Genomic DNA, 20,105 nt, shown 5'->3' on the forward strand with positions numbered 1-20,105 from the left:
CTGGCCATTCACAAATTCCTGGCAAATGAGCGATAGCGCTCCGGTGTTTTCCGTGAGTGCGACCGGCGTTTAAACGCAGCTCTCTGACGATAAGCGACTGCTGCCGGCACTGCGTCGGTAGGCTCGGCAGAGCTTTCAACGCCGATCCATGAAGACCACGCGCCGCCAACTGCAGCTCATTCAACTCTCAAGCTTTCAATGATCGCGATAGACATAGGAGTTCAACATGTCGAGATTACTCGCCTCGGGCTTCACCGCACTCCTCATTGCTGTTCCATCACTCGCCATCGCGCAAACGGCTCAACCGATGCAAGGCCAGCCGATGCAGGGCCAGTCAACGCAAGACATGCAGGGCATGCAGCCGTCGCAAGGGATGCAACGCCAGCCGGCGATGCAAAGAGGAATGAACCGGCCCGGGGATGACATCACCAACAATCGGATCGATATCGTGAAGACCGCCTTGCAGCTTCGGCCGGATCAAATGCAGTACTGGCCCGCCATCGAGGAAGCCATCCGGGCGCGAGCGGAAGGACGCCGCCAGAGGATCGGCAATATGGTGTCTCGCATGCAAGAGGGTCAGTTCGACCAGAACTTCGTGCAAGTGTTGCAGAACCGCGCTGATAATCTCATCGCTCGTGGCACCGAGATGAAGAAACTCGCTGACGCATGGCAGCCCCTTTATTCGACACTCGACGACGCTCAGAAGCGGCGGGTGCGTGTGCTTATTGCGCTCGTCCTGCAGAGGATGAGGGAAGGAATGGAAGACCGCCGCGAGATGATGATGGACGACGAAGGTGACGGAGCCATGATGGGTGCCGGTACGGGTGAGAGCGGCATAGGCCGCTAGGTCCCCGCGCCGAACGGTCCCGGATGCGGTGGTGGATGGGCATTGAAGCTTAACCTGATCCTAAGCTGCATTTGCCATTAATCGGGCAAGCTTCGGCCCACCTTTGCGTGCTTTGATGAGCCGCGAGGGTGCGCTTGGGCGGGCGTAGCGTATCAAGTGAGTTTGCGTAATGGAGAGGCGTGTATCCGGAGCCCTAGCGGCGTGCCGGCTGGTGGCCGCTGCGAGTGCAGCAGCCCTTACAACTGCCTGCTCATCCGGCGGCTCGTCGCCGGGAGGAATTCCCGGCGTTTCACGGCCTGCATTTTCCGAAGACGAATACGGCGTGAAGACGAGCCCGCGTGCTACCCATCTCAGAAAAGGCGGCGGTCACTTCAAGCTTGGTTCGCCCTACAAGGTGGCGGGAAAGTGGTATGTTCCCCGCGAAAATCCCAATCATCAGGAATACGGCGTCGCCTCGTGGTACGGCGCTGATTTCCACGGCCGCAAGACTGCCAACGGCGAAGTGTTCGATGCTCGCGCTCTGACTGCCGCGCATCCGACGCTGCCGCTCCCGTCCTACGCCTACGTGACCAATCTCGATAACGGGAAGACGGTGCTCGTGCGGGTCAACGATCGCGGGCCGTATGTGAACGACCGGGTCATCGACATGTCGTACGCGGCGGCGAAGGAACTCGGCTACGTCAACAAGGGGCGGGCCCGCGTACATGTTCGTTATGCCGGGCGAGCGCCACTCAACGGCGATGATACGCAGGAAAAGCTGTTTCTGGCATCGCAGCAGCGCGGCCGTGGTGTCGGACCCAGCGCTCCGATGACGCCGGCACGTGAATATGCGTCCGCGGAGTCGCGGTACGCCGGTCTGCCGCCTGAGTCCTCTGGCCAGTGGTCGCCGACGGATTACCGGTCGTCGCTTGCTGGAAAGTCCGCTCAATCGCCGCGGCCGGCGCCGCGAAATACGCCGTTCATGCAGACCGCAAGTTACGAGGCTCCCGATCGTGGAGAGGGCCGCATGGCGCTTGCGGCGCCGCAACCGTTTGCGCCGGCATCCTCCCCTGGCGCCCAAGGCGACAGCTATTATCAACTGAATACCGGCAGCACCGGAACGGGCCGGTCGTACGTGCAAGTTGGCATTTTCCGGGATCGCTCGAATGCCGAGCGGCTGAGGCGGGAACTGGGATCGCTGGGTCCGGTCGAAGTGGCGCCTCTACAATTCGGTGACGGCTCGCACGTCTACCGGGTGCGCGTCGGGCCGTTTTCACACGCAGGCGCCTCACGCGCGCAGGACCAGATCGCGACCTATGGGGTTACTGGAACGGCGGTTGTCACCGACTGAAGCCCAACTGGCGTTAAGCTGGCGTTGACCATGTTACAATCGAGCCGGATACTCCTGTCTTGATGAGGGAGGGCACTGCACCCAGTGCCGTATCACGGTGGTCCGATCTATGTTGAAGACGTGCAGCATGTTGTTCGCCGCCCTGGCGATCGCGTTGTCGTTTCTGGCGCCGATTGGCTGTGCCCAGGCAGCAGAGTCGGCTTTCGTGACGAAGGCGCCGCGCGCGATTTTGATGGACGCCGCGAGCGGCGCCGTTTTGTTCCAGCAGAATGCCGACGAGCTGGCGCCGCCGGCGAGTATGAGCAAGCTGATGACGCTTGCCGTCCTGTTCCGGGCGATCAAGGAAGGCCGCATCAACAAAACCGACGAATTCACGATGAGCGTCAACGCCTGGCGCAATGGTGGCGCGCCGTCCGGCACATCGGCGATGATGGTGCCGGTCAACACCAAGGCGACGGTCGACGAACTCATCCAGGGAATCGCTGTTCAGTCGGGCAATGATGCCGCGATGTGCGTGGCGGAGGGCATGGCCGGCAATGAGACGGCGTTCGCGCGCATGATGAACGACGAGGCGCGGCGCATCGGCCTCGTGAAGTCGACGTTCGCCAACTCAACCGGCCTCGAGGCGCCCAACCATCTGATGACCGCGCGGGAGCTTGCCATCCTGGCGCGCTACATCATCAACGAATATCCGGAGTTCTATCCCGTCTTCGCGCAGAAGGAATTTCTCTATCGCAAGCACAAGTTCATCAATCGCAATCCGCTGCTCTTTTTGAACATCGGGGCCGATGGCTTGAAGACCGGGCACACGTCGGTTGCGCGCTATGGGCTCGTGGGATCAGCGGTGCAGGACGGCAAGCGCTTGATCGTTGTCGTCAGTGGCCTTGAGAAGGCCGACCAGCGTAAGGACGAGGCCGCGAAGCTTCTGGATTGGGGGTTCCGGTCGTTCAGCGAGGTCAAGGTTTTCGATGACGGCGAGATTGTCGGCAAGGCACGGGTGTGGGGTGGAAAGACCTGGTACGTTCCGCTCGCGCCGAAAGGCGATGTGATGTTTACGATGCCGAAATATCCGGCGGCGCAAAAACTGTCGGCGGAAATCGTCTACAAAGCGCCGTTGAAGCCGCCGGTCAAGAAAGGCGAACAGGTCGCGACGCTCAAGATTTCCAGCACCAGCAGCGCGGCGGCCGAAGTGCCGCTCTACGCGGCGGAAGACGTGGTCAATGGCGGCATCGTGCGGCAAGGCGTCGATTCGCTTGTTCTGATGGCCTTGCGGCGCCTGGCGCTCTAGATTACGCCCGCCGGTAACAGAGGCGAGCCATGAAACGCGGAAAATTCATTACTTTTGAGGGCGGGGAAGCGGCTGGAAAGTCGACCCAGGCCAAGCGTCTGGCAGAGCGGCTGGAGCGTGCCGGCCTCAACGTGGTCGTCACGCGCGAACCCGGCGGCACGCCAGTCGGCGAAGACGTGCGCGAACTCATCATGAAAGATCGTCCGACCGATCCCGTGACCGAGCTTCTGCTGTTTGCCGCCGCGAGGGCGGAGCATGTCACATCGGTCATTCGGCCCGCGCTCGATGAAGGCACGTGGGTGATCTCGGATCGCTTCATGGATTCGACGCGCGTCTATCAGGGCAAGCTCTATGGGCTCGAGCCAGAACTCATCACCATGCTCGAGCGCTACACAGTGGCGCCCGATTATCCGGACCTCACCTTGATCCTCGATCTGCCCGCGAAGGCCGGCATGGAGCGTGCGCAACTTCGCGGCACGCTTTCGCGCTACGATGCCGAACGCATCGAGACGCACGAGACGCTGCGCGAGGGCTTCCTTGAGATCGCTGACCGGGAACCGTTACGCTGCGTCCTTATCGACGCCAGTTTGTCGGTGTCGAGCGTCGAGACGGCCGTCTGGCAGGCGGTCTCGTCGCATCTTCTCGCCGAGGCCAATTGATGGCGCGGGCGCCGCTCGCAGCCGAGGCTGAAGTTCTTCCCGAGGCCGACCGCCTCGATGATTTTCCGCATCCCCGGGAGACGCGGGCGCTCTATGGGCAGGAAGGCGCGCAATCAATTTTCGCCGAGGCGCTCGCCGGCGGGCGCATGCATCACGCGTGGCTGCTTTCGGGCCCAGCAGGTGTCGGCAAGGCGATGCTCGCCTACCAAGTGGCGCGTGCGGCTCTCGCGGAACCAGAGGAGCGCGATATTTTCGGCCAGGGTCTCGCCATCGAACCTGACTCGCGCACCGACCGGCAGGTGCGGGCGCTTTCCCATCCGTCCCTGATGATCATCCGGCGCCCCTATGATCCGAAGACGAAGCGATTTCCGCAGAGCATTCCGATCGATGAAGTGCGCAAGGTCAAAAACTTTCTCGCACATAGCGCCACGGGCCAGGGCCGCCGCGTCGTCATCGTCGATACGGCGGATGAACTCAATCAGAACGCGGCGAACGCGCTTTTGAAGTCGCTGGAAGAGCCGCCGGCGCGCACGATTTTTCTGCTGATGACATCCGCACCCGGGCGGCTGCTCGCGACAATCCGCTCACGCTGCCGGACGATCCAGATGGGCCCTCTCGCCGAGCCCGATTTGAAGCGTGCGGTGGGGCAGGCACTGACGGCTGCCGGAAAAGCCGTACCGGAGGCGCACGAGTGGGAAACGCTTGCGCCGCTGGCCGAGGGCAGCGTGGGGCGCGCGCTCGTGCTGCTCGGCGGCGGCGGATTGGCGCTTCAGGCGCGGATCGACCAGGTGCTGGGCAGTCTACCGCGGCTCGACCTCAAGACCGTTCACGGGCTTGCGGATGAAATGCAAGCGGCGGCGCAAGACCGCAAGTTTCAGCTCTTCATGGATCTTCTGCAAACGACGCTGGCGCGGCTCATTTCCGCTGCCGCCACGGGGCAGGGGCCGGAGCGGGACGTTCAACTCGCGAAACGCCTGATTGGCGAGGGCCGCCTTGCCACTTTTGCCGAGCTATGGGAAACACTGGCCCGCGACAAGGCTGATGTCGTTTCCCTCAACCTTGATCGCAAATCGCTCATCCTCGGAACTTTCGCGCGCCTCGAGGCAGCGAGCCGCGGTTGAGACGGGCGCGGCCGCATCCTGCGGCCCATCCGGCGACAGGCGAACACGAAAGATACCGACAGTGGCGGAAAAATATTACATCACGACGCCGATTTTCTACCCCAACGGCACGCCGCACATCGGGCACGCCTACACGGTGATCGCGACCGATACGTTGGCGCGCTTTGCTCGTCTCGATGGCAAGGACGTGTTCTTTCTGTCGGGCACCGACGAGCACGGCCTCAAGATGCAGCAGACGGCAGAGAAGGAAGGTATTCCGACCAAGGAATTGGCGGACCGCAATTCGGCGATTTTCCGCTCAATGATCGAAACCGTTGGCGGCTCGAACGATGACTTCATCCGCACGACGGAACCCCGGCATTACGCAGCTTGCCAAGCCATCTGGGAGAAGATGGCCGCCAATGGCGATATCTATCTCGCGCGCTACGGCGGTTGGTATTCCGTGCGGCAAGAGGCTTATTTCGACGAGAAGGAAACGACCGTCGGCGAAGACGGCGTGCGCCGCGAGCCGCTTGGATCGCCGGTCGAGTGGAACGAGGAAGAGAGCTACTTCTTCCGCCTGTCGGCCTATCAAGACAGGCTGCTCGAGCTTTACGAGCGCGATCCGGAGTTCGTCGGTCCTGTCGAGCGGCGCAACGAGGTTGTGAGCTTCGTCAAATCTGGTCTCAAGGACCTTTCCATTTCGCGCTCGACGCTGACGTGGGGCGTGCCTGTTCCGGGCGACCCCAAGCACGTGATGTACGTGTGGGTCGACGCCCTGACGAACTACATCACCGCTGCGGGCTATCCCGATACGAACGCGGATAAGTGGAAGTTCTGGCCGGCCGACGTTCACATGATCGGCAAGGACATCTTGCGCTTTCACGCCGTCTATTGGCCGGCCTTCCTGATGTCTGCCGGCATCGAGCTACCGAAACGCGTTTTCGCGCACGGATTCCTGTTCAACCGCGGCGAGAAGATGTCGAAGTCGGTCGGCAATGTCGTCGATCCGTTCGAGCTCATCCAAACCTACGGCCGCGACGCGATGCGCTACTTCTTCCTGCGCGAAGTGATGTTCGGGCAGGACGGAAACTGGTCGCAGGAAGCGATCATCAATCGCATCAATGCGGATCTCGCCAACAACCTTGGCAATCTCGCGCAGCGCTCTCTGTCGATGATTTTCAAGAATTGCGATGGCGCGATACCGGCTCCGGGTGCGCTCAGTGAAGCCGATCAAGCCATCCTGTCGGCGACGGATGGTCTTTATGTCGTCGCGCGTGCGGAGATGGAACGGCAATCCATCACCAAGTATCTCGACGCGGTTTGGGCCGTGATCGCCGACGCGAACCGCTATTTCGCGGCCGAAGAGCCCTGGGCGAAGAAGAAAACCGATCCGGCGCGCATGGCCACGATTCTCTACGTCACGGCGGAGATTGTTCGACAGTTCGCCATCCTGGTGCAGCCCGTGATGCCCGACAGCGCTGCAAAGCTGCTCGATCTTCTCGGCATTTCAACCGAGGCGCGCGATTTCGCGCATCTCGGCGAAAAGGGCCGTCTGCAGGCAGGCGCTAAAATCCCTGAACCGCAGGGTGTTTTCCCACGTTACGTGGAGCCTGCGGCGTAAACGACGACAACGCGCCGCACGGCCCAAACACGGCTCCGAAGAGTAAAAGACCTGATGCTTGTCGATCATCATTGCCATCTCGATTTCCCCGAGTTCGCACCCGAGCTCGATCAGGTCGTGGCGCGCGCAAAGCAGGCGGGCGTCGGAACTCTCGTGACCATTTCGACGCGTATCCGCAAGTTCGACGACGTGGAAGCCGTCGCCGAGCGCTTCGATGATGTGTTTTGCTCGGTCGGAACGCATCCCCACAACGCGCACGAGGAACTCGATATTCCACTTGAGCGGATCATCGAGCTGTCAAAGCATCCCAAAGTCGTGGCGATCGGCGAGGCGGGGCTCGATTATCACTATCAGCACTCGACGCCCGCGGCGCAGGCGGAGGGGTTTCGCCGGCACATCGCGGCCGCGCGCGAAACCGGACTGCCGCTCGAAATTCACACGCGCGAGGCTGACGAAGACACGATTGCAATTCTTGAGGAAGAGCACGCGAAGGGCGCTTTTCCTGCCGTGCTCCATTGCTTCACGGGAGGACGCGAGCTTGCCATGCGTGCGCTCGATCTCGGGCTCTACGTCTCGTTCAGTGGCGTGATCACCTTCAAGAATTCGGAGGCCTTGCGCGAGATTGCGCGCGATGTGCCGCTCGACCGGATGCTTGTCGAAACGGATGCGCCGTTCCTGGCGCCTATTCCGTTTCGCGGTAAACGCAATGAGCCGGCCTATGTCGTTCGCACAGCCGCGGCGCTTGCGGGGGTGAAGGGCGTCTCCGCCGACGACCTCGCGCGGGCGACGACGGACAACTTCTTCAGGCTTTACGGCAAGGCAAAGCGCCCAGCGTCCGATGTGAGCGGGTCCGCCGCTGCATGAGCTTTCGGTGCACCATATTGGGTTCCGGCTCGTCGGGCGGCGTTCCGCGTATCGGCATGAATTGGGGGTCGTGCGATCCCAACAATCCGAAGAACCGTAGGCTCAGATGTTCCGCGCTTATCGAGCGCACAGGGTCGAACGGCCGGACGTCGGTGATCGTCGACACGTCGCCTGATTTCCGCGAGCAGATTCTGTCAACGCGGCTGACCGCGCTCGATGGTGTTCTCTACACGCACGATCACGCCGACCATACGCACGGTATCGATGATTTGCGCATGGTCGCATTCGCGATGAAGCGGCGGGTGGACGTGTACTTCGATAAGGATACCGGGGCCAGCCTGCGCTCGCGCTTCGCCTATTGCTTCGAGACGCCTGAAGGTTCGGCGTATATGCCGATGCTCAACGGTCACGAGATCGATGGGTTCTCGCCGGTCGTCATCAAGGGCGCGGGCGGTCCGATTAGCGCGCAGCCGATCCCGCAATGGCACGGGTCGATGCAGACGCTCGGCTATCGCGTGTCCAATCTTGCGTATTCGCCCGACGTCAACGACATCCCGGAAAAGTCGATCCCGCTCTTGGAAGGGCTCGATGTTTGGATCGTCGATGCCTTGCGCCATCAGGGTCATGAATCGCATTTCAGCGTGAAACAGGCGCTGGCGTGGGCGGAGCGGTTGAAGCCGAAGCGCACGATCCTCACGCATATGACGAGCGAACTCGATTACGAGACGCTAAAGCGTCAGCTGCCGGAAGGTGTCGAGCCGGCTTACGACGGCATGATGATCTCGTTCACATGAACGGGGGGCGTTGCGTTTCGCCCGCTGTGAGCAGCTTTTACTGCGCTTCCGGCGATGCCGCGGCTGCTGCAACTTTCATCGATTGCTCATCGCGCCACTCGCGGAAGTTTATGACCTCGCCATTTCGCTGGCAGGCCGGAGACGCCAGTTCCACGAAAAGGGGCGCGAGCGCTTCCGGTGCGGGGAGCGTTGCGGGATCTTCGCCGGGGAAGGCTTTGGCGCGCATGCCGGTGCGCGTGGCGCCGGGATTGATGAGGTTCGCCTTGACGGGCGTATTGACGAGTTCTGCCGCCCAGGTTTTCACAAGCGCTTCGAGCCCCGCCTTGGAGGCCGCATAGGGGCCCCAGTAGGCGTACTTGCCGGTGGCGGCGCCTGACGTCACGAAAATGGCCCGGCCTGCATCGGAGCGCTTCAGAAGCGGATCGAGCGTGCGGATGAGCCGCCAGTTGGCAGTGAGATTGATGTCGAGCGTGGAGAGGAAGCCGTCATCCGTCGTATGTCCGAGGGGCGACAGGGGGCCCAAGATGCCGGCGTTCGCGACAAGGATGTCGAGGCGCTGCCAGCGTTGGAAGATCGTCGGCCCGACCTGATCGACGCGGTCGCCCTTCTTCAGATCGAGCTGGAGGAGCGTGGCCGCTCCGCCATTTGCCTGGATTTCGTCATCGAGGGATTCGAGTGCGCCGACCGAGCGGGCCGCGATGATGACGTGGGCGCCGGCATTCGCGAGTTCCAGCGCCACCGCACGGCCGATGCCCCGCGACGCCCCCGTGACTAGTGCTATGCGACCGGAAAGAGGGCTGTCGCTCATGGCTCACTTACGAAGTTGAAGGGCGCGCGGCTCAGCCGACTTCGGCCAGCAGCGAAAGCTGACGCGGGATGACCTCGCCACCGTGATCCGTCAGGTTGGTCGGGTAATCGCCCGTGAAGCAGTGGTCGGTGAACTGCGGCGCACGGTTGTCGCGATGGTCGAGACCGATGGCGCGATAGATGCCGTCGACCGAGAGGAACGCCAAGCTGTCCGCGCCCATGAAGTCGCGCATTTCTTCGAGCGACATGTTGGCGGCGAGCAGGTCTTTCTTGCTCGGCGTGTCGATGCCGTAGAAATCGGGATGCGTGATGGGCGGCGACGAAATCCGCATGTGGACTTCCGTTGCACCGGCGTCGCGGATGAGCTGCACGATCTTCTTGGAGGTGGTGCCGCGTACGACGCTGTCGTCGATGAGGACGACGCGGTTGCCGCGGATCACGCCCGAGTTCGCCGAATGCTTCAGCTTGACGCCGAGCTGGCGGATGCGCTGCTCGGGCTCGATGAATGTACGGCCGACGTAGTGGTTGCGGATGATGCCGAGTTCGAACGGAATGCCGCTCTGCTGGCTGAAGCCGATAGCGGCGGGAACGCCGGAGTCCGGGATTGGCACGATGACATCGGCAGCTGTCGGTGCTTCACGCGCGAGTTCAACGCCCATCCGCTTGCGGATGTCATAGACGGTCTGGCCGCCGACGATGGAGTCGGGGCGCGCGAAGTAGATGTATTCGAAGATGCACGGCCGCGCCGGGCGCAGCGGGAAGGGACGGTGGCTTTCGAGCCCTTCGTCGGTGATGACGACGACTTCGCCGTTATCGACTTCGCGGACGAATTCGGCGCCGACCATGTCGAGCGCGCAGGTCTCGGAAGCGAGGACGTAGGACTGGCCGAGGCGGCCGATGACGAGGGGGCGGATGCCGATCGGGTCGCGTACGCCGATCATCATGTCGTTCGTCAGGCAGACGAGAGCGTAGGAGCCTTCGACCTGGCGGATGGCATCGACGAGCCGTTCGACGATGCGGCGCTTCTTGGAGCGCGAGAGGAGGTGGAGGATGACCTCGGTGTCGGAGGTCGACTGGCAAATGGCGCCGGAGGAGATGAGCTCGCGCCGCAGCGTCAGAGCATTCGTGAGATTGCCGTTGTGGGCTACGGCGAAGCCGCCGGTATCGATATCTGCGAAGAGCGGTTGAACGTTGCGGATGAGTGCGTCGCCGGTGGTCGAGTAGCGAACGTGGCCGATGGCCATGCGACCTTTCAAGCGGGCGAGAACGTCGGCCCTGGAGAAGTTGTCACCCACGAGGCCCATGCGGCGCTCGGAGTGAAAGTTGCGGCCGTCGTAGGAGCATAGGCCTGCTGCTTCCTGGCCGCGGTGCTGGAGTGCGTGGAGGCCCAGCGCACTGATCGCTGCGGCATCGGGATGGTCGAAAATACCGAAGACGCCACACTCTTCCCGGAGCCGATCATCGCCGTAGCGAGTCATGGTCAGACCGTCGATTGTGGTCGTGCCGCCTTGCTGTGCCATGGGCACCCTCCCGCGATTGAGCCGTCCGCACCGGCCCGATATGTCGGTTAACTCAGAACGCCCTTGGCTACGTTCGACGCCCTTGTCACGCGAGCGTCATATAGAACCGGACGCCATCGATGACCAGCGCGACTGAACGACCCTTTGGAGCATTAAATCCTTGTTGCCCAGGCTGTTCGTTAGGCGAGGGCGGCGGCGGCGCCGTCGAAGGCTGCGGGATCACCTGCAGCAGAACATTGCGGATCGCTTCGCCCGTCTCCTTAACGTAGTCGCGGAAATATGCGTCGCGAACAAGGGGATGCTGCTTTTCCTTATCGGGCGAGATGAACGCCTCGTAGGCCATGTAGGGAATAACGAAGAGCAGGAACCCGCGCAGCACGCCGAAGATGAAACCCAGAATGCGGTCGATCATCCCGACCTGACTGTCGAGAATCGCATCTGATATGCGCGCAGTGATGAGGTGTACAATGATCAACACGATCAGGGCGACGACGAAGGCAACCGCGATCGTCGCAATCTGCGGCGGAAGGCCCGTCTGTGCCGCTATATCGGCGGTCATGTCCTTCTTGGTCGCGAAGATCCAATAGCCGACGCCGGCTGCGGCGATCCACGACACGATCGAAAGGAGTTCGCGTGCGAAGCCCCGGTACATCGCCAGAAGACCGGAAATGAACGCAACGGCGATCAATGCCAGGTCCAAGTAGGTAAATGGACCGATCATGGCCGTAATCCCTCGTTGTTCGACTGCTCCCCGCGCTTAAGACTCGCGCGAAAATTCAGTCGCATGGCGCGATAACCTCTGCAAGGGACTTGAGATGGGAGAGGCGCGATAGTGTCAACTTCATCCCCAGTGTGTCGACCTCGCCGCTCTCGGGCATAAAGGCCCGCCCGAACCCGAGTTTCGAGGCTTCTTTCAAGCGCGAGTTCGTCATGGATGCGGCGCGGACCGCCCCCGACAGGGAAACCTCGCCGAAATAGACGGCATCGCGCGGCAGCGTCACGCCGGACATGGACGAGAGCAGGGCTGCGGCGGCGGCCAAATCTGCTGCCGGTTCAGTGATCTTCAGGCCGCCTGCCACATTCAGGTAGACGTCGTGGCTGCTGAAGGAGACCCCGCAGCGGGCGTCCAAAACGGCGAGCAGCATGGCGAGGCGGTTGCTATCCCAGCCGACGACGGCGCGCCGCGGCGTCCCAAGGCCCGAGGGTGCGACAAGGGCCTGGATTTCGACGAGCAGGGGGCGGGTGCCTTCGACGCCGGCAAAGATCGAGGCTCCGGGGCTTCTGCTCTCGCGATCTCCCAGGAACAGCTCGGACGGGTTGGCGACTTCCTGCAGGCCGCCGCTGACCATTTCGAAGACGCCGATTTCGTCGCTCGGTCCGAAGCGGTTCTTGACGGCGCGCAGGATGCGGTAGGTGAGGCCGCGATCGCCTTCGAAGTACAACACGGTGTCGACCATGTGCTCGATGACTTTCGGTCCGGCGATCTGGCCGTCTTTGGTGACATGGCCGACGAGGAGCAGGGCGGAGCCTGCCATCTTGGCGTAGCGGATGAGCGACAGCGCGGCGGCACGGACCTGGCTGACGGTGCCGGGCGCTGCATCCAGCGTATCGGCCCACAGCGTCTGGATCGAATCGATGATGATGAGATCCGGCGGACGGTCGTCGCCGAGCGTCGCCAAGATATTCGAAAGGTTCGTTTCGGATGCGAGGCCAACAGGGGCGCTATCGAGCCCGAGCCGCGCGGCGCGCAGACGGACCTGGGCGACGGCTTCTTCTCCGGAGAAATAGACGGCGCGGCCGCCGCTTCGCGAAACGTGCGCGGCGAGCTGCAGAAGGAGCGTCGATTTTCCGATACCGGGTTCGCCGCCGATGAGGATTGCGGAACCGGGAACGATGCCGCCACCCGTTACGCGGTCGAGTTCGGCGATGCCGCTGGAGAAGCGCGGCGCTTCCTGGGCTTCGCCTTTCAGCGGCTCGAGCTTGACGATGCGGCCCTTCGATTGGCGGGTGACACCGGAACCGGGCGGGGGACCGGCGTCGGTCTCCTCGACCATGGCGTTCCATTCACCGCAGGCGGTGCACTTACCCGCCCAGCGCGATGAGGTCGCTCCACAGGATTGGCAGACGTAGAGCGATCGAGAGGCTTTTGCCATGGCGTTACGAATTGTCGTCCAGGTAGAGGCGCGCGAAGCGGTGCCCCAATCGCGTCAGGATTTCATATCCGATCGTGCCCGCCGCGAAGCCTGCGTCCTCGATCGTCAGGCCTTCGCCGATCAGCTTGGCGAACTCGCCGGGCATCGCTGCGCCTTCGGGCAGATCCGTAACGTCTACGGTGATGAGGTCCATCGAGACGCGTCCGACGATCGGTGCGAGATGGCCGCTGATGAGAACGTGTCCTCCTGGCCGGCCATCGGGGGCGCTCGCATTGCGCGGCACGCCGTCAGCATAACCGGCGGCGATGGTGGCGATACGGCTCGGGCGTTTGGCGCGCCATGTTGCGGAGTACCCGACCGTTTCGCCAGGCACCACGTCGGCGACGGCAAGAATGCGCGCTGAGACGGTGACTGCGGGTTTCACCGGCGCCGGATTGCTTTGTGAGGCCTGGCCGCCGTAGAGCGCATATCCCGGCCGTACGAGATCGAAGTGGAAGGCGTGGCCCAGCATCAACCCGTCTGACGCTGCGAGGCTGCGCGGTGTGCCCGGGAACAGGTTTGTCAGCGTTTCGAAAGCCAGCAGCTGATCGCGATTTTTCGGGTCGCGCGGATTATCTGCGGAGGCGAGGTGGCTCATGATCAGATCCACCGCCACGCCTTGCATCATCGAGGGTTCGGCCGCGAGACGGCGAACATCGCGGACAGGCAGTCCCAGACGATTGAGACCCGTGTCGATGTGGAGTGCTGCGGGCAACTCGCGGCCCCGCGCTCGGCTCAGCGCCGACCAGGCGACGACATCGTCGAGCGTTGACAGCACGGGTTTGACCGAGAGGCGGTCGAAGGCCACGGCGGAATTTCCGACGAGACCATCGAGCGCATAGATGCTGGCGTCCGGCGCAATTTTGCGCGCCTGTTCGGCCTCGCCTGGGGTGGCGATGAAGAACGTGGTGCAGCCTGCTCGCGCCAGCGCACCGATGACCCGCTCGGCGCCGAGGCCGTAGGCGTCCGCCTTCACGACCGCTGCGCAGCGGGCGGGCGCGACCTTGATCGAAAGCGCGCGCCAGTTCGCAACGATTTGCGCGAGATCAACCGTGATCGTGCCGGTGGCGCTGGCAAGACTTTCCGGCATGCGCGTGTTGACCGTCATTTCGTGGTTTCCACCCGATCTCTTATCGCTCGGGCACCATATAGTCTCGGGCCAGATTGCCGAAGCGGGTGTACTGGCCTTCGAATGCCAGTTCGACCGTGCCGACGGGACCGTGACGCTGTTTGCCGATGATAACTTCAGCCTTGCCAGATACCTGGCTCATCTTGGTCATCCAATCGGCAAATTCGGGCGTTCCTTCGGCGGGCTTCAGGCGTTCGACGTAATATTCCTCGCGGAAGACGAACATCACGACGTCGGCGTCCTGCTCAATCGAGCCCGATTCGCGAAGGTCGGACAGCTGCGGCCGCTTGTCTTCGCGCTGCTCGACCTGACGCGACAGCTGCGAGAGTGCAATGATCGGCACCATCAGTTCTTTGGCAAGTGCTTTGAGGCCCGTCGTGATTTCGGTGATTTCCTGCACGCGGTTGGCGCTGCTGCTCGATTTCGATCCGGCCAGAAGCTGGAGGTAGTCGACGATGAGCAGATCGAGCCCGTGCTGCCGCTTCAACTTTCTCGCGCGTGCGGAAAGCTGTGCGATGGTGATACCGCCCGTCTGGTCGATGTAGAGCGGGATGCGCGACATTTCCTGTGCGACTTCCGAGAGCTTCCGGAACTCGTTCTCGTCGATCATGCCGCGGCGGATCTTCTCCGAGCTGATCTCCGCCTGCTCGGCAAGAATACGAGTCGCGAGCTGCTCGGAGGACATTTCGAGCGAGAAGAAGCCGACGATGCCGCCGTCGATCGCCTTGTGCGTTCCGTCAGCCTGCACCTCGGACTTGTAAGCCTTGGCGACGTTGTAGGCGATGTTCGTGACAAGCGCCGTCTTACCCATCGAGGGACGGCCCGCGAGGATGATGAGGTCGGAGCGCTGCAGGCCGCCGAGTTTGTTGTCGAGGTCGGACAGGCCGGTCGAGGCGCCGGACAGATGGCCGGAACGCTGGAACGCGCTGTTGGCCATTTCGACGGCGGTGGCGAGCGCCGACTTGAAGGTTTCGAATCCCTTGCCGTACTTGTTCTGCTCGGCGAGCGAGTAGAGACGGCCTTCGGCCTCTTCGATCTGCGCGCGCGGCGGATGGTCGACGGGGCTATCGTAGGCGGCATTGACGAGATCTTCGCCGATGATGATCAGCGAGCGCCGCGTGGAGAGGTCATAGATCGTGCGGCCGTACTCAGCCGCGTTGATGATCGTCGTGGCGTTGGCGGCGAGGCGGCCGAGATACTGCGGCACCGTCATGTTGGCGTCGATCGGCTCGGCATTCTCGAAGAATGTCTTCACCGTGACCGGCGTCGCCGTCTTGCCCGCGTGAATGAGTGTGGCCAGCGTTTCGTAGATCCGCCCGTGCAGGGGATCGTAGAAATGTGCCGGGGTGAGAAAGCTCGAGACGCGATCCAAGGCCTCGTTATTGACGAGGATTGCACCAAGAAGCGCCTGTTCGGCTTCGATGTTGTGGGGCGGTTGACGGAAGGTCACCGCCTCTTCTGTCGAGACGGCCTGCTTCAGCCGCTCGGTTGCGAGGTATGCGGGATTTGCCATGGCTCGGATCTAGCAGATTCCGAGATCGCATTGGCGGCTCTGGGTCATACAACCCGTAAAGCATCCCCGTTATTAACACGGGCGCCGGGAAGTGCTTGGCCGTGGGAATCGAGCCACGACCAAGCACAGGTGTTGAAGGCCTGAGATCAGGCCGATTCTTCGTCGGAAGCCGGGCCGCGGTCTTCGAACTCTGCGTCGGGGTTGAACGTCTCGAGGTCGAGGCCCTCTTCCTTGACGACGGCGACGTCTTCGCCGCGCGCCTGCTTGTCGGCTTCGTCCTGCGAACGCGCGATGTTCAGTTCGATTTCAGCGACGACTTCCGGGTGCAGCTGGACCTTGGCGGCGGTGACGCCGAGCGTCTTGATCGGCTTGTCGAGGACGATCTGGTTGCGATCGACCGTGAAGCCGCCTTCGGTGATGACGGCTGCGATGTCGCGCGTGGAGACCGAGCCGTAGAGCTGGCCGGTGTCGCCGGCGGCGCGGATGAGGACGAACGACTTGCCCGAGAGCTTGGCCGAGATCGATTCGGCTTCAGATTTGTGCGCGAGGTTGTCGGCTTCAAGCTGCGCGCGGCGGCCTTCGAACACCTTCTTGTTTTCTTCGGTGGCGCGGAGGGCCTTCTTCTGCGGCAGCAGATAGTTGCGTGCGTAGCCGTTCTTGACGTTGACGATGTCGCCCATCTGGCCGAGGCGGCCGATACGCTGGAGGAGAATGACTTGCATGGTTTGAAGCTCCTAGTTTGATCGAGTTGGTGTTGAATTTTCAGGTGGGTGTTTCAGGTGGCCTGCCGGCCGCCCGATAGTTGAAGATGGTTTCGGCGATGCCGGTGAGGGCGAGCAGCAGGCCGATGTAGGGGACGAAAAGAACGCCGATATAGAGAGCGGTCAGAATGAACGTGCGCCACGGCGAGCCGCGCGTCAGGGCATGGACAACCGCAAGACCGACGAGTGCGAAGGCGAGCGTGAAAGGCGCCGCGACCGCTGCCGCGAATAGACCGGGCATGCCGCCGGCGAAGGTGAGGGCGATTGCGACGAGCAGCACAAATACCGTGGTTGTCGGCATCGCGAATGCCGCGAGGTCCGGCCACGGCCGCTGCAGCATTCCGGACGCGAGCGTGATCCGCCCCGCGAGCCAGAGATTGAGCAGGATCGTGGACATCGCCAGAAGGCCCAGCGCCCAGGGAAGCGAAGACAGCGTCGAGCGCGTGATCGCATCGATTTCGGCCGGCCCGACGGCGGGAGCGCCCGGCACCTGAGCAAGCTCGTTCTTGACGAAGGATTCTACGATCGTACGCAGGAGTTTCGTCAGCGAGTCGATGTCGCCGCCCATCAGCATCAAGGCGAGCATCGCGAAGATGGCTGCGAAGATCGCGGCCGCGACGGAGACGCGGCCCGGCGGATACCATTCGCGTTCGCCGTCGAATTCGCGGTTCAGAAGCGCAAGGCGTGTGCACACGACGGCTGGAAGCGCGGTGCTGATGGCATAGACGGATGCGGCCAACGGGTTCGCGATCAGCAAAACGACTGCGGTGGCGGCGATTGCGGCGATGGCAGCTGCGACGTAGCCGATCCCGAGACCGGCGAGATAAAGTGGCAGCGGCGTCAGCAGGAAGAGGACGACGCGAAGCAGGAACGCGCCGGTCGTCGCCGAAGCGAAGACGACTGCTGAGATTAAGCCCGCGGCTATGGCGAGCATGAAAGCTTTAGACTGCATTCGTTTGCTGTCCCGCGACCTTGGCGGTTAGAGGCGGATCCGGTTACCCGTCCCGACCCAACGTAAGAAGAGAGAAGGCGGAGCGAACGAAAAGCCCGCTCCGCCAGCTGGATTACTTGATCACGTACGGCAGAAGACCGAGGAAGCGGGCGCGCTTGATGGCACGGGCCAGCTCGCGCTGCTTCTTGGCCGAAACAGCCGTGATACGGCTCGGGACGATCTTGCCGCGCTCGGAGATATAGCGGCCGAGCGTGCGGACGTCCTTGTAGTCGATTTTGGGTGCGCCGGCGCCCGAGAACGGGCAGGTCTTGCGGCGACGTTGGAACGGACGGCGGGCTCCGCCGCCTGAAGAGGCGATTTCAGCCATTGGTTAGCCCTCCGAGCCAGGTGTGGAATCACGACGAGGTGCGCGCGGCGCTTCGCCTTCACGGGGCGGACGCGGACCGCGGTCGCCACCAGGTGCGCCGCCTTCACGGGGCGGGCGCGAACGGAACGTGGAGCCGCCTTCGCGACCACCACCAAAGCCGCCGCGGTCACCGCGCGGGGGGCCGCCACGGCCGCCGCCGAAGCCACGATCGCGATCGCCGCGGTCGTCACGGTCCTGCTTGCGCATCTGAACGCTGGGCTCGGTCTCGAGCTCTTCGACGCGGACGGTCATGAAGCGGATGACGTCGGTGTTGAGGCCCATGCGGCGTTCCATTTCGGTCACGGCGGCAGGGGGAGCATCGACGTTGAAGAAGGCGTAGTGAGCCTTGCGGTTCTTCTTGATCTTGAAGGCGAGGTTCTTGAGACCCCAGTATTCCTGCTTGGTGATCTTGCCCTGGCCTTCTTCGATAACGCCCTGAAATTCCTTCATGAGCGCTTCGACTTGGGCCTGGGTGATGTCCTGGCGTGCCAGGAATGTATGCTCATAGAGCGGCATACGTTTGGCCTTTCGGTTGGAGTTTCAAATGTCTTGCGACATCCGCTTTCCCGCCGGCGCAAAGCCCCAAAAGGCCGAGAAGGCCAATCTGGTACCAAATAGGAGAAGACACTGGGGGACGGCGCGCGAAGCGCCCCTCGGATATTAGCGGCCGTTCAGCCAGCACAACCCAAGCCCCCGTTCAGCCTCCTGCCGACACGGGAAAGCGGGCTTATACAGCAATTTGGGGCGAGGGCAAGCCGCGCCGACGCCCTCGCGGCCGTTAATTTCTACTCAGTAGCCGCGTAAGTGCCACCCGCCCAACACAGGAATCATGGCCTAGATGCGCTGCCGGGGGGAAGATCCCGGCGCGTGAAGGGAGACGAGAAGATATGAAGTATGCAGCTTATACCGAAGAAACGATCTGGGCGGTCGAGGACGATGAAGAGACCGCGCGGAGCGAAGGCGAGGCGGCGATGGAGGAGAACGGGGTCGAGGACGTCTCTGCCCTGAAGGTCGCGCCGATCGACGATAACCTCGTGGAGGCCCTTGCCGAGGCCGAAGAGTCCGGCGGCGACGTGCTCTTCGACCTGATCGACGGAGAGCTTTGCGAGGTCGAGACCGTCGAAGGCTGATTGAGACGCACGCCGCAGTTCGCCTTCAACGTTCGCCTTCACACATTCGACTTCAAATGGGGCGCCGCGTTCGCGCGGCGCTTTTCTTTTGGGCACTCTGGGAAGCAGACGCCCGGCGCGGCAGATTCGGGGCCGTCTCTTGACTCCGGCAGGGCGCAGGTGGACTAAGGCCGCCAAATCTCGCCGCGGGGGGAGCTTCCCCGGCAATCCAGCACAAGAGGGTGTTTTCCAAAACGATGGCACGTGCATTCGTTTTTCCGGGACAGGGCAGCCAGGACGTCGGGATGGGCAAGGCGCTGGCCGATGCCTTTCCGTCTGCGCGCGCCGTTTTCGACGAGGTTGACGAGGCGCTTGGCGAAAAGCTCTCGGCAATCATGTGGGAAGGGCCGAAAGAGACCCTGACGCTGACTGAGCACGCTCAGCCCGCTCTGATGGCGGTATCGGTCGCAGTCATGCGCGTGCTCGAGCAGGAGAAGGGCTTTTCTCTCGCCGGCAACGTGGCGTTCGTCGCCGGGCACTCGCTTGGTGAATGGTCGGCCCTGACGGCCGCCGGGGCGTTCTCGCTGGCGGATGCTGCACGCCTTCTCAGGCTGCGCGGTCAGGCGATGCAGAAGGCCGTGCCGGTGGGCGTCGGCGCAATGGCGGCGCTGCTCGGCGTCGGCGTCGACGTTGCCGAAAAGGTTGCGGCAGAAGCGGCGCAGGGCGATGTCTGTCAGATCGCCAATGACAACGAGCCGACACAGGTCGTGCTTTCGGGGCATAAGTCGGCCATCGACCGCGTGGCCGAAATCGGCAAGGCACACGGCGTCCGCCGCGCCGTACCGCTGCCGGTCTCGGCGCCGTTCCACTGCACGCTGATGCAACCTGCGGCCGACGCGATGGCGGAGGCTCTTGCCTCGGTCACGGTTCGCGCACCAACGGTGCCCGTGGTTGCCAACGTTCTTGCGCAGCCGATTTCAGATCCAGATGAGATCAAAAAGCGCCTCGTCGAGCAGGTTACAGGCACGGTTCGCTGGCGAGAATGCGTGGCCACCATGGCTGCCGCCGGCGTGACGGATTTCTACGAGATCGGCGCGGGCAAGGTCCTCGCCGGGCTCGTCAAGCGCACAGCGCCTAATGTCAACGCGACGAGCATCGGCACACCTGCCGACGTCGACGCGGCAATCGCCGCACTCACCAAGTAAGGAGA

20 protein-coding genes are annotated in these 20,105 nt (G+C 62.8%); 10 read left to right on the top strand and 10 right to left on the bottom strand.

Annotated elements, in window-relative coordinates:
* The first annotated feature begins 226 nt into the window (after positions 1-226).
* The 8 genes from VFG26_RS02005 (at position 227) to VFG26_RS02040 (ending at position 8,506) form a co-directional block, all read left to right on the top strand.
* Complete coding sequence (locus VFG26_RS02005; RefSeq protein ID WP_325021669.1) at positions 227-847, top strand: Spy/CpxP family protein refolding chaperone; 621 nt, start codon at positions 227-229, stop codon at positions 845-847.
* 169 nt (positions 848-1,016) lie between these two features.
* The gene (locus VFG26_RS02010) at positions 1,017-2,177 is read left to right on the top strand and encodes a septal ring lytic transglycosylase RlpA family protein (RefSeq protein WP_325021671.1); all 1,161 of its coding nucleotides are present in this window, start codon (positions 1,017-1,019) and stop codon (positions 2,175-2,177) included.
* Between the two features lie 127 nt (positions 2,178-2,304).
* Positions 2,305-3,465 (top strand): D-alanyl-D-alanine carboxypeptidase family protein, encoded by a 1,161-nt coding sequence (locus VFG26_RS02015; RefSeq protein WP_325021673.1) that lies wholly within the window; start codon positions 2,305-2,307, stop codon positions 3,463-3,465.
* Positions 3,466-3,494: 29 nt separating this feature from the next.
* Entirely contained in the window at positions 3,495-4,124 is a 630-nt protein-coding gene (tmk, locus tag VFG26_RS02020) for a dTMP kinase (protein WP_325021675.1), read from the top strand.
* Complete coding sequence (locus VFG26_RS02025) at positions 4,124-5,245, top strand: DNA polymerase III subunit delta' (protein ID WP_325021676.1); 1,122 nt, start codon at positions 4,124-4,126, stop codon at positions 5,243-5,245. Before tmk ends, VFG26_RS02025 begins: the two co-directional genes overlap by 1 nt.
* A 61-nt stretch (positions 5,246-5,306) precedes the next feature.
* Entirely contained in the window at positions 5,307-6,848 is a 1,542-nt protein-coding gene (gene metG / locus VFG26_RS02030) for a methionine--tRNA ligase (RefSeq protein WP_325021678.1), read from the top strand.
* A 54-nt stretch (positions 6,849-6,902) separates the two neighbouring features.
* Complete coding sequence (locus VFG26_RS02035) at positions 6,903-7,712, top strand: TatD family hydrolase (protein ID WP_325021680.1); 810 nt, start codon at positions 6,903-6,905, stop codon at positions 7,710-7,712.
* Positions 7,709-8,506: an MBL fold metallo-hydrolase gene (locus VFG26_RS02040; protein ID WP_325021682.1), complete on the top strand. Its 798-nt coding sequence runs from the start codon at positions 7,709-7,711 to the stop codon at positions 8,504-8,506. The genes VFG26_RS02035 and VFG26_RS02040 overlap by 4 nt, the downstream gene beginning before the upstream one ends.
* A 37-nt stretch (positions 8,507-8,543) precedes the next feature.
* On the opposite strand, the gene VFG26_RS02045 is transcribed toward VFG26_RS02040, so the two are convergent.
* The 10 genes from VFG26_RS02045 to rpsF all read right to left on the bottom strand — a co-directional run bounded on the left by VFG26_RS02045 (position 8,544) and on the right by rpsF (position 18,302).
* On the bottom strand, positions 8,544-9,314 hold the full coding sequence (locus VFG26_RS02045) for an SDR family NAD(P)-dependent oxidoreductase (RefSeq protein ID WP_325021684.1): 771 nt from the start codon (positions 9,312-9,314) through the stop codon (positions 8,544-8,546).
* Positions 9,315-9,345: 31 nt separating this feature from the next.
* The gene (gene purF, locus VFG26_RS02050) at positions 9,346-10,833 is read right to left on the bottom strand and encodes an amidophosphoribosyltransferase (protein WP_325021686.1); all 1,488 of its coding nucleotides are present in this window, start codon (positions 10,831-10,833) and stop codon (positions 9,346-9,348) included.
* An 85-nt stretch (positions 10,834-10,918) separates the two neighbouring features.
* Positions 10,919-11,554: a CvpA family protein gene (locus tag VFG26_RS02055; protein WP_325021688.1), complete on the bottom strand. Its 636-nt coding sequence runs from the start codon at positions 11,552-11,554 to the stop codon at positions 10,919-10,921.
* A gap of 55 nt (positions 11,555-11,609) precedes the next feature.
* On the bottom strand, positions 11,610-12,986 hold the full coding sequence (radA, locus tag VFG26_RS02060) for a DNA repair protein RadA (protein WP_325021690.1): 1,377 nt from the start codon (positions 12,984-12,986) through the stop codon (positions 11,610-11,612).
* 4 nt (positions 12,987-12,990) lie between these two features.
* Entirely contained in the window at positions 12,991-14,133 is a 1,143-nt protein-coding gene (gene alr / locus VFG26_RS02065) for an alanine racemase (protein ID WP_325021692.1), read from the bottom strand.
* 22 nt (positions 14,134-14,155) lie between these two features.
* The gene (locus VFG26_RS02070) at positions 14,156-15,667 is read right to left on the bottom strand and encodes a replicative DNA helicase (protein WP_325021694.1); all 1,512 of its coding nucleotides are present in this window, start codon (positions 15,665-15,667) and stop codon (positions 14,156-14,158) included.
* 146 nt (positions 15,668-15,813) lie between these two features.
* Positions 15,814-16,389 carry a 50S ribosomal protein L9 gene (gene rplI / locus VFG26_RS02075; RefSeq protein WP_325021697.1) on the bottom strand — a complete coding sequence of 192 codons (576 nt, stop codon included), beginning with the start codon at positions 16,387-16,389 and terminating at the stop codon, positions 15,814-15,816.
* A 40-nt stretch (positions 16,390-16,429) separates the two neighbouring features.
* Positions 16,430-17,380 (bottom strand): DUF2232 domain-containing protein, encoded by a 951-nt coding sequence (locus tag VFG26_RS02080; RefSeq protein WP_325021699.1) that lies wholly within the window; start codon positions 17,378-17,380, stop codon positions 16,430-16,432.
* A 112-nt stretch (positions 17,381-17,492) separates the two neighbouring features.
* Positions 17,493-17,747: a 30S ribosomal protein S18 gene (gene rpsR / locus VFG26_RS02085; RefSeq protein ID WP_045836217.1), complete on the bottom strand. Its 255-nt coding sequence runs from the start codon at positions 17,745-17,747 to the stop codon at positions 17,493-17,495.
* Positions 17,748-17,750: 3 nt separating this feature from the next.
* A complete protein-coding gene (gene rpsF, locus VFG26_RS02090) occupies positions 17,751-18,302 on the bottom strand; it encodes a 30S ribosomal protein S6 (RefSeq protein WP_325021703.1) in 552 nt (183 codons plus the stop codon).
* Positions 18,303-18,673: 371 nt separating this feature from the next.
* Here rpsF and VFG26_RS02095 point away from each other — a divergent pair, with 371 nt between their 5' ends.
* Both VFG26_RS02095 and fabD read left to right on the top strand, forming a co-directional pair.
* The gene (locus VFG26_RS02095) at positions 18,674-18,916 is read left to right on the top strand and encodes a hypothetical protein (RefSeq protein ID WP_325021705.1); all 243 of its coding nucleotides are present in this window, start codon (positions 18,674-18,676) and stop codon (positions 18,914-18,916) included.
* Positions 18,917-19,152: 236 nt separating this feature from the next.
* Positions 19,153-20,100, top strand: a complete 948-nt coding sequence (gene fabD, locus VFG26_RS02100; protein WP_325021707.1) for an ACP S-malonyltransferase — start codon at positions 19,153-19,155, stop codon at positions 20,098-20,100.
* Positions 20,101-20,105 lie beyond the last annotated feature (5 nt).

This window comes from Hyphomicrobium sp. (assembly GCF_035687085.1).
Lineage (GTDB): Bacteria > Pseudomonadota > Alphaproteobacteria > Rhizobiales > Hyphomicrobiaceae > Hyphomicrobium_B.

What these genes read in the sequence shown, in the direction of transcription:
- VFG26_RS02010 (WP_325021671.1), top strand. Translation starts at nt 1,017, where the DNA reads ATGGAGAGGCGTGTATCCGGAGCCCTAGCGGCGTGCCGGCTGGTGGCC.
- alr (WP_325021692.1), bottom strand. Translation starts at nt 14,133, where the DNA reads ATGACGGTCAACACGCGCATGCCGGAAAGTCTTGCCAGCGCCACCGGC.
- rpsF (WP_325021703.1), bottom strand. Translation starts at nt 18,302, where the DNA reads ATGCCGCTCTATGAGCATACATTCCTGGCACGCCAGGACATCACCCAG.
- rpsR (WP_045836217.1), bottom strand. Translation starts at nt 17,747, where the DNA reads ATGGCTGAAATCGCCTCTTCAGGCGGCGGAGCCCGCCGTCCGTTCCAA.
- VFG26_RS02080 (WP_325021699.1), bottom strand. Translation starts at nt 17,380, where the DNA reads ATGCAGTCTAAAGCTTTCATGCTCGCCATAGCCGCGGGCTTAATCTCA.
- fabD (WP_325021707.1), top strand. Translation starts at nt 19,153, where the DNA reads ATGGCACGTGCATTCGTTTTTCCGGGACAGGGCAGCCAGGACGTCGGG.
- VFG26_RS02045 (WP_325021684.1), bottom strand. Translation starts at nt 9,314, where the DNA reads ATGAGCGACAGCCCTCTTTCCGGTCGCATAGCACTAGTCACGGGGGCG.
- VFG26_RS02035 (WP_325021680.1), top strand. Translation starts at nt 6,903, where the DNA reads ATGCTTGTCGATCATCATTGCCATCTCGATTTCCCCGAGTTCGCACCC.
- VFG26_RS02055 (WP_325021688.1), bottom strand. Translation starts at nt 11,554, where the DNA reads ATGATCGGTCCATTTACCTACTTGGACCTGGCATTGATCGCCGTTGCG.
- VFG26_RS02005 (WP_325021669.1), top strand. Translation starts at nt 227, where the DNA reads ATGTCGAGATTACTCGCCTCGGGCTTCACCGCACTCCTCATTGCTGTT.
- VFG26_RS02025 (WP_325021676.1), top strand. Translation starts at nt 4,124, where the DNA reads ATGGCGCGGGCGCCGCTCGCAGCCGAGGCTGAAGTTCTTCCCGAGGCC.
- radA (WP_325021690.1), bottom strand. Translation starts at nt 12,986, where the DNA reads ATGGCAAAAGCCTCTCGATCGCTCTACGTCTGCCAATCCTGTGGAGCG.
- tmk (WP_325021675.1), top strand. Translation starts at nt 3,495, where the DNA reads ATGAAACGCGGAAAATTCATTACTTTTGAGGGCGGGGAAGCGGCTGGA.
- VFG26_RS02015 (WP_325021673.1), top strand. Translation starts at nt 2,305, where the DNA reads ATGTTGTTCGCCGCCCTGGCGATCGCGTTGTCGTTTCTGGCGCCGATT.
- purF (WP_325021686.1), bottom strand. Translation starts at nt 10,833, where the DNA reads ATGGCACAGCAAGGCGGCACGACCACAATCGACGGTCTGACCATGACT.
- rplI (WP_325021697.1), bottom strand. Translation starts at nt 16,389, where the DNA reads ATGCAAGTCATTCTCCTCCAGCGTATCGGCCGCCTCGGCCAGATGGGC.
- VFG26_RS02070 (WP_325021694.1), bottom strand. Translation starts at nt 15,667, where the DNA reads ATGGCAAATCCCGCATACCTCGCAACCGAGCGGCTGAAGCAGGCCGTC.
- VFG26_RS02040 (WP_325021682.1), top strand. Translation starts at nt 7,709, where the DNA reads ATGAGCTTTCGGTGCACCATATTGGGTTCCGGCTCGTCGGGCGGCGTT.
- VFG26_RS02095 (WP_325021705.1), top strand. Translation starts at nt 18,674, where the DNA reads ATGAAGTATGCAGCTTATACCGAAGAAACGATCTGGGCGGTCGAGGAC.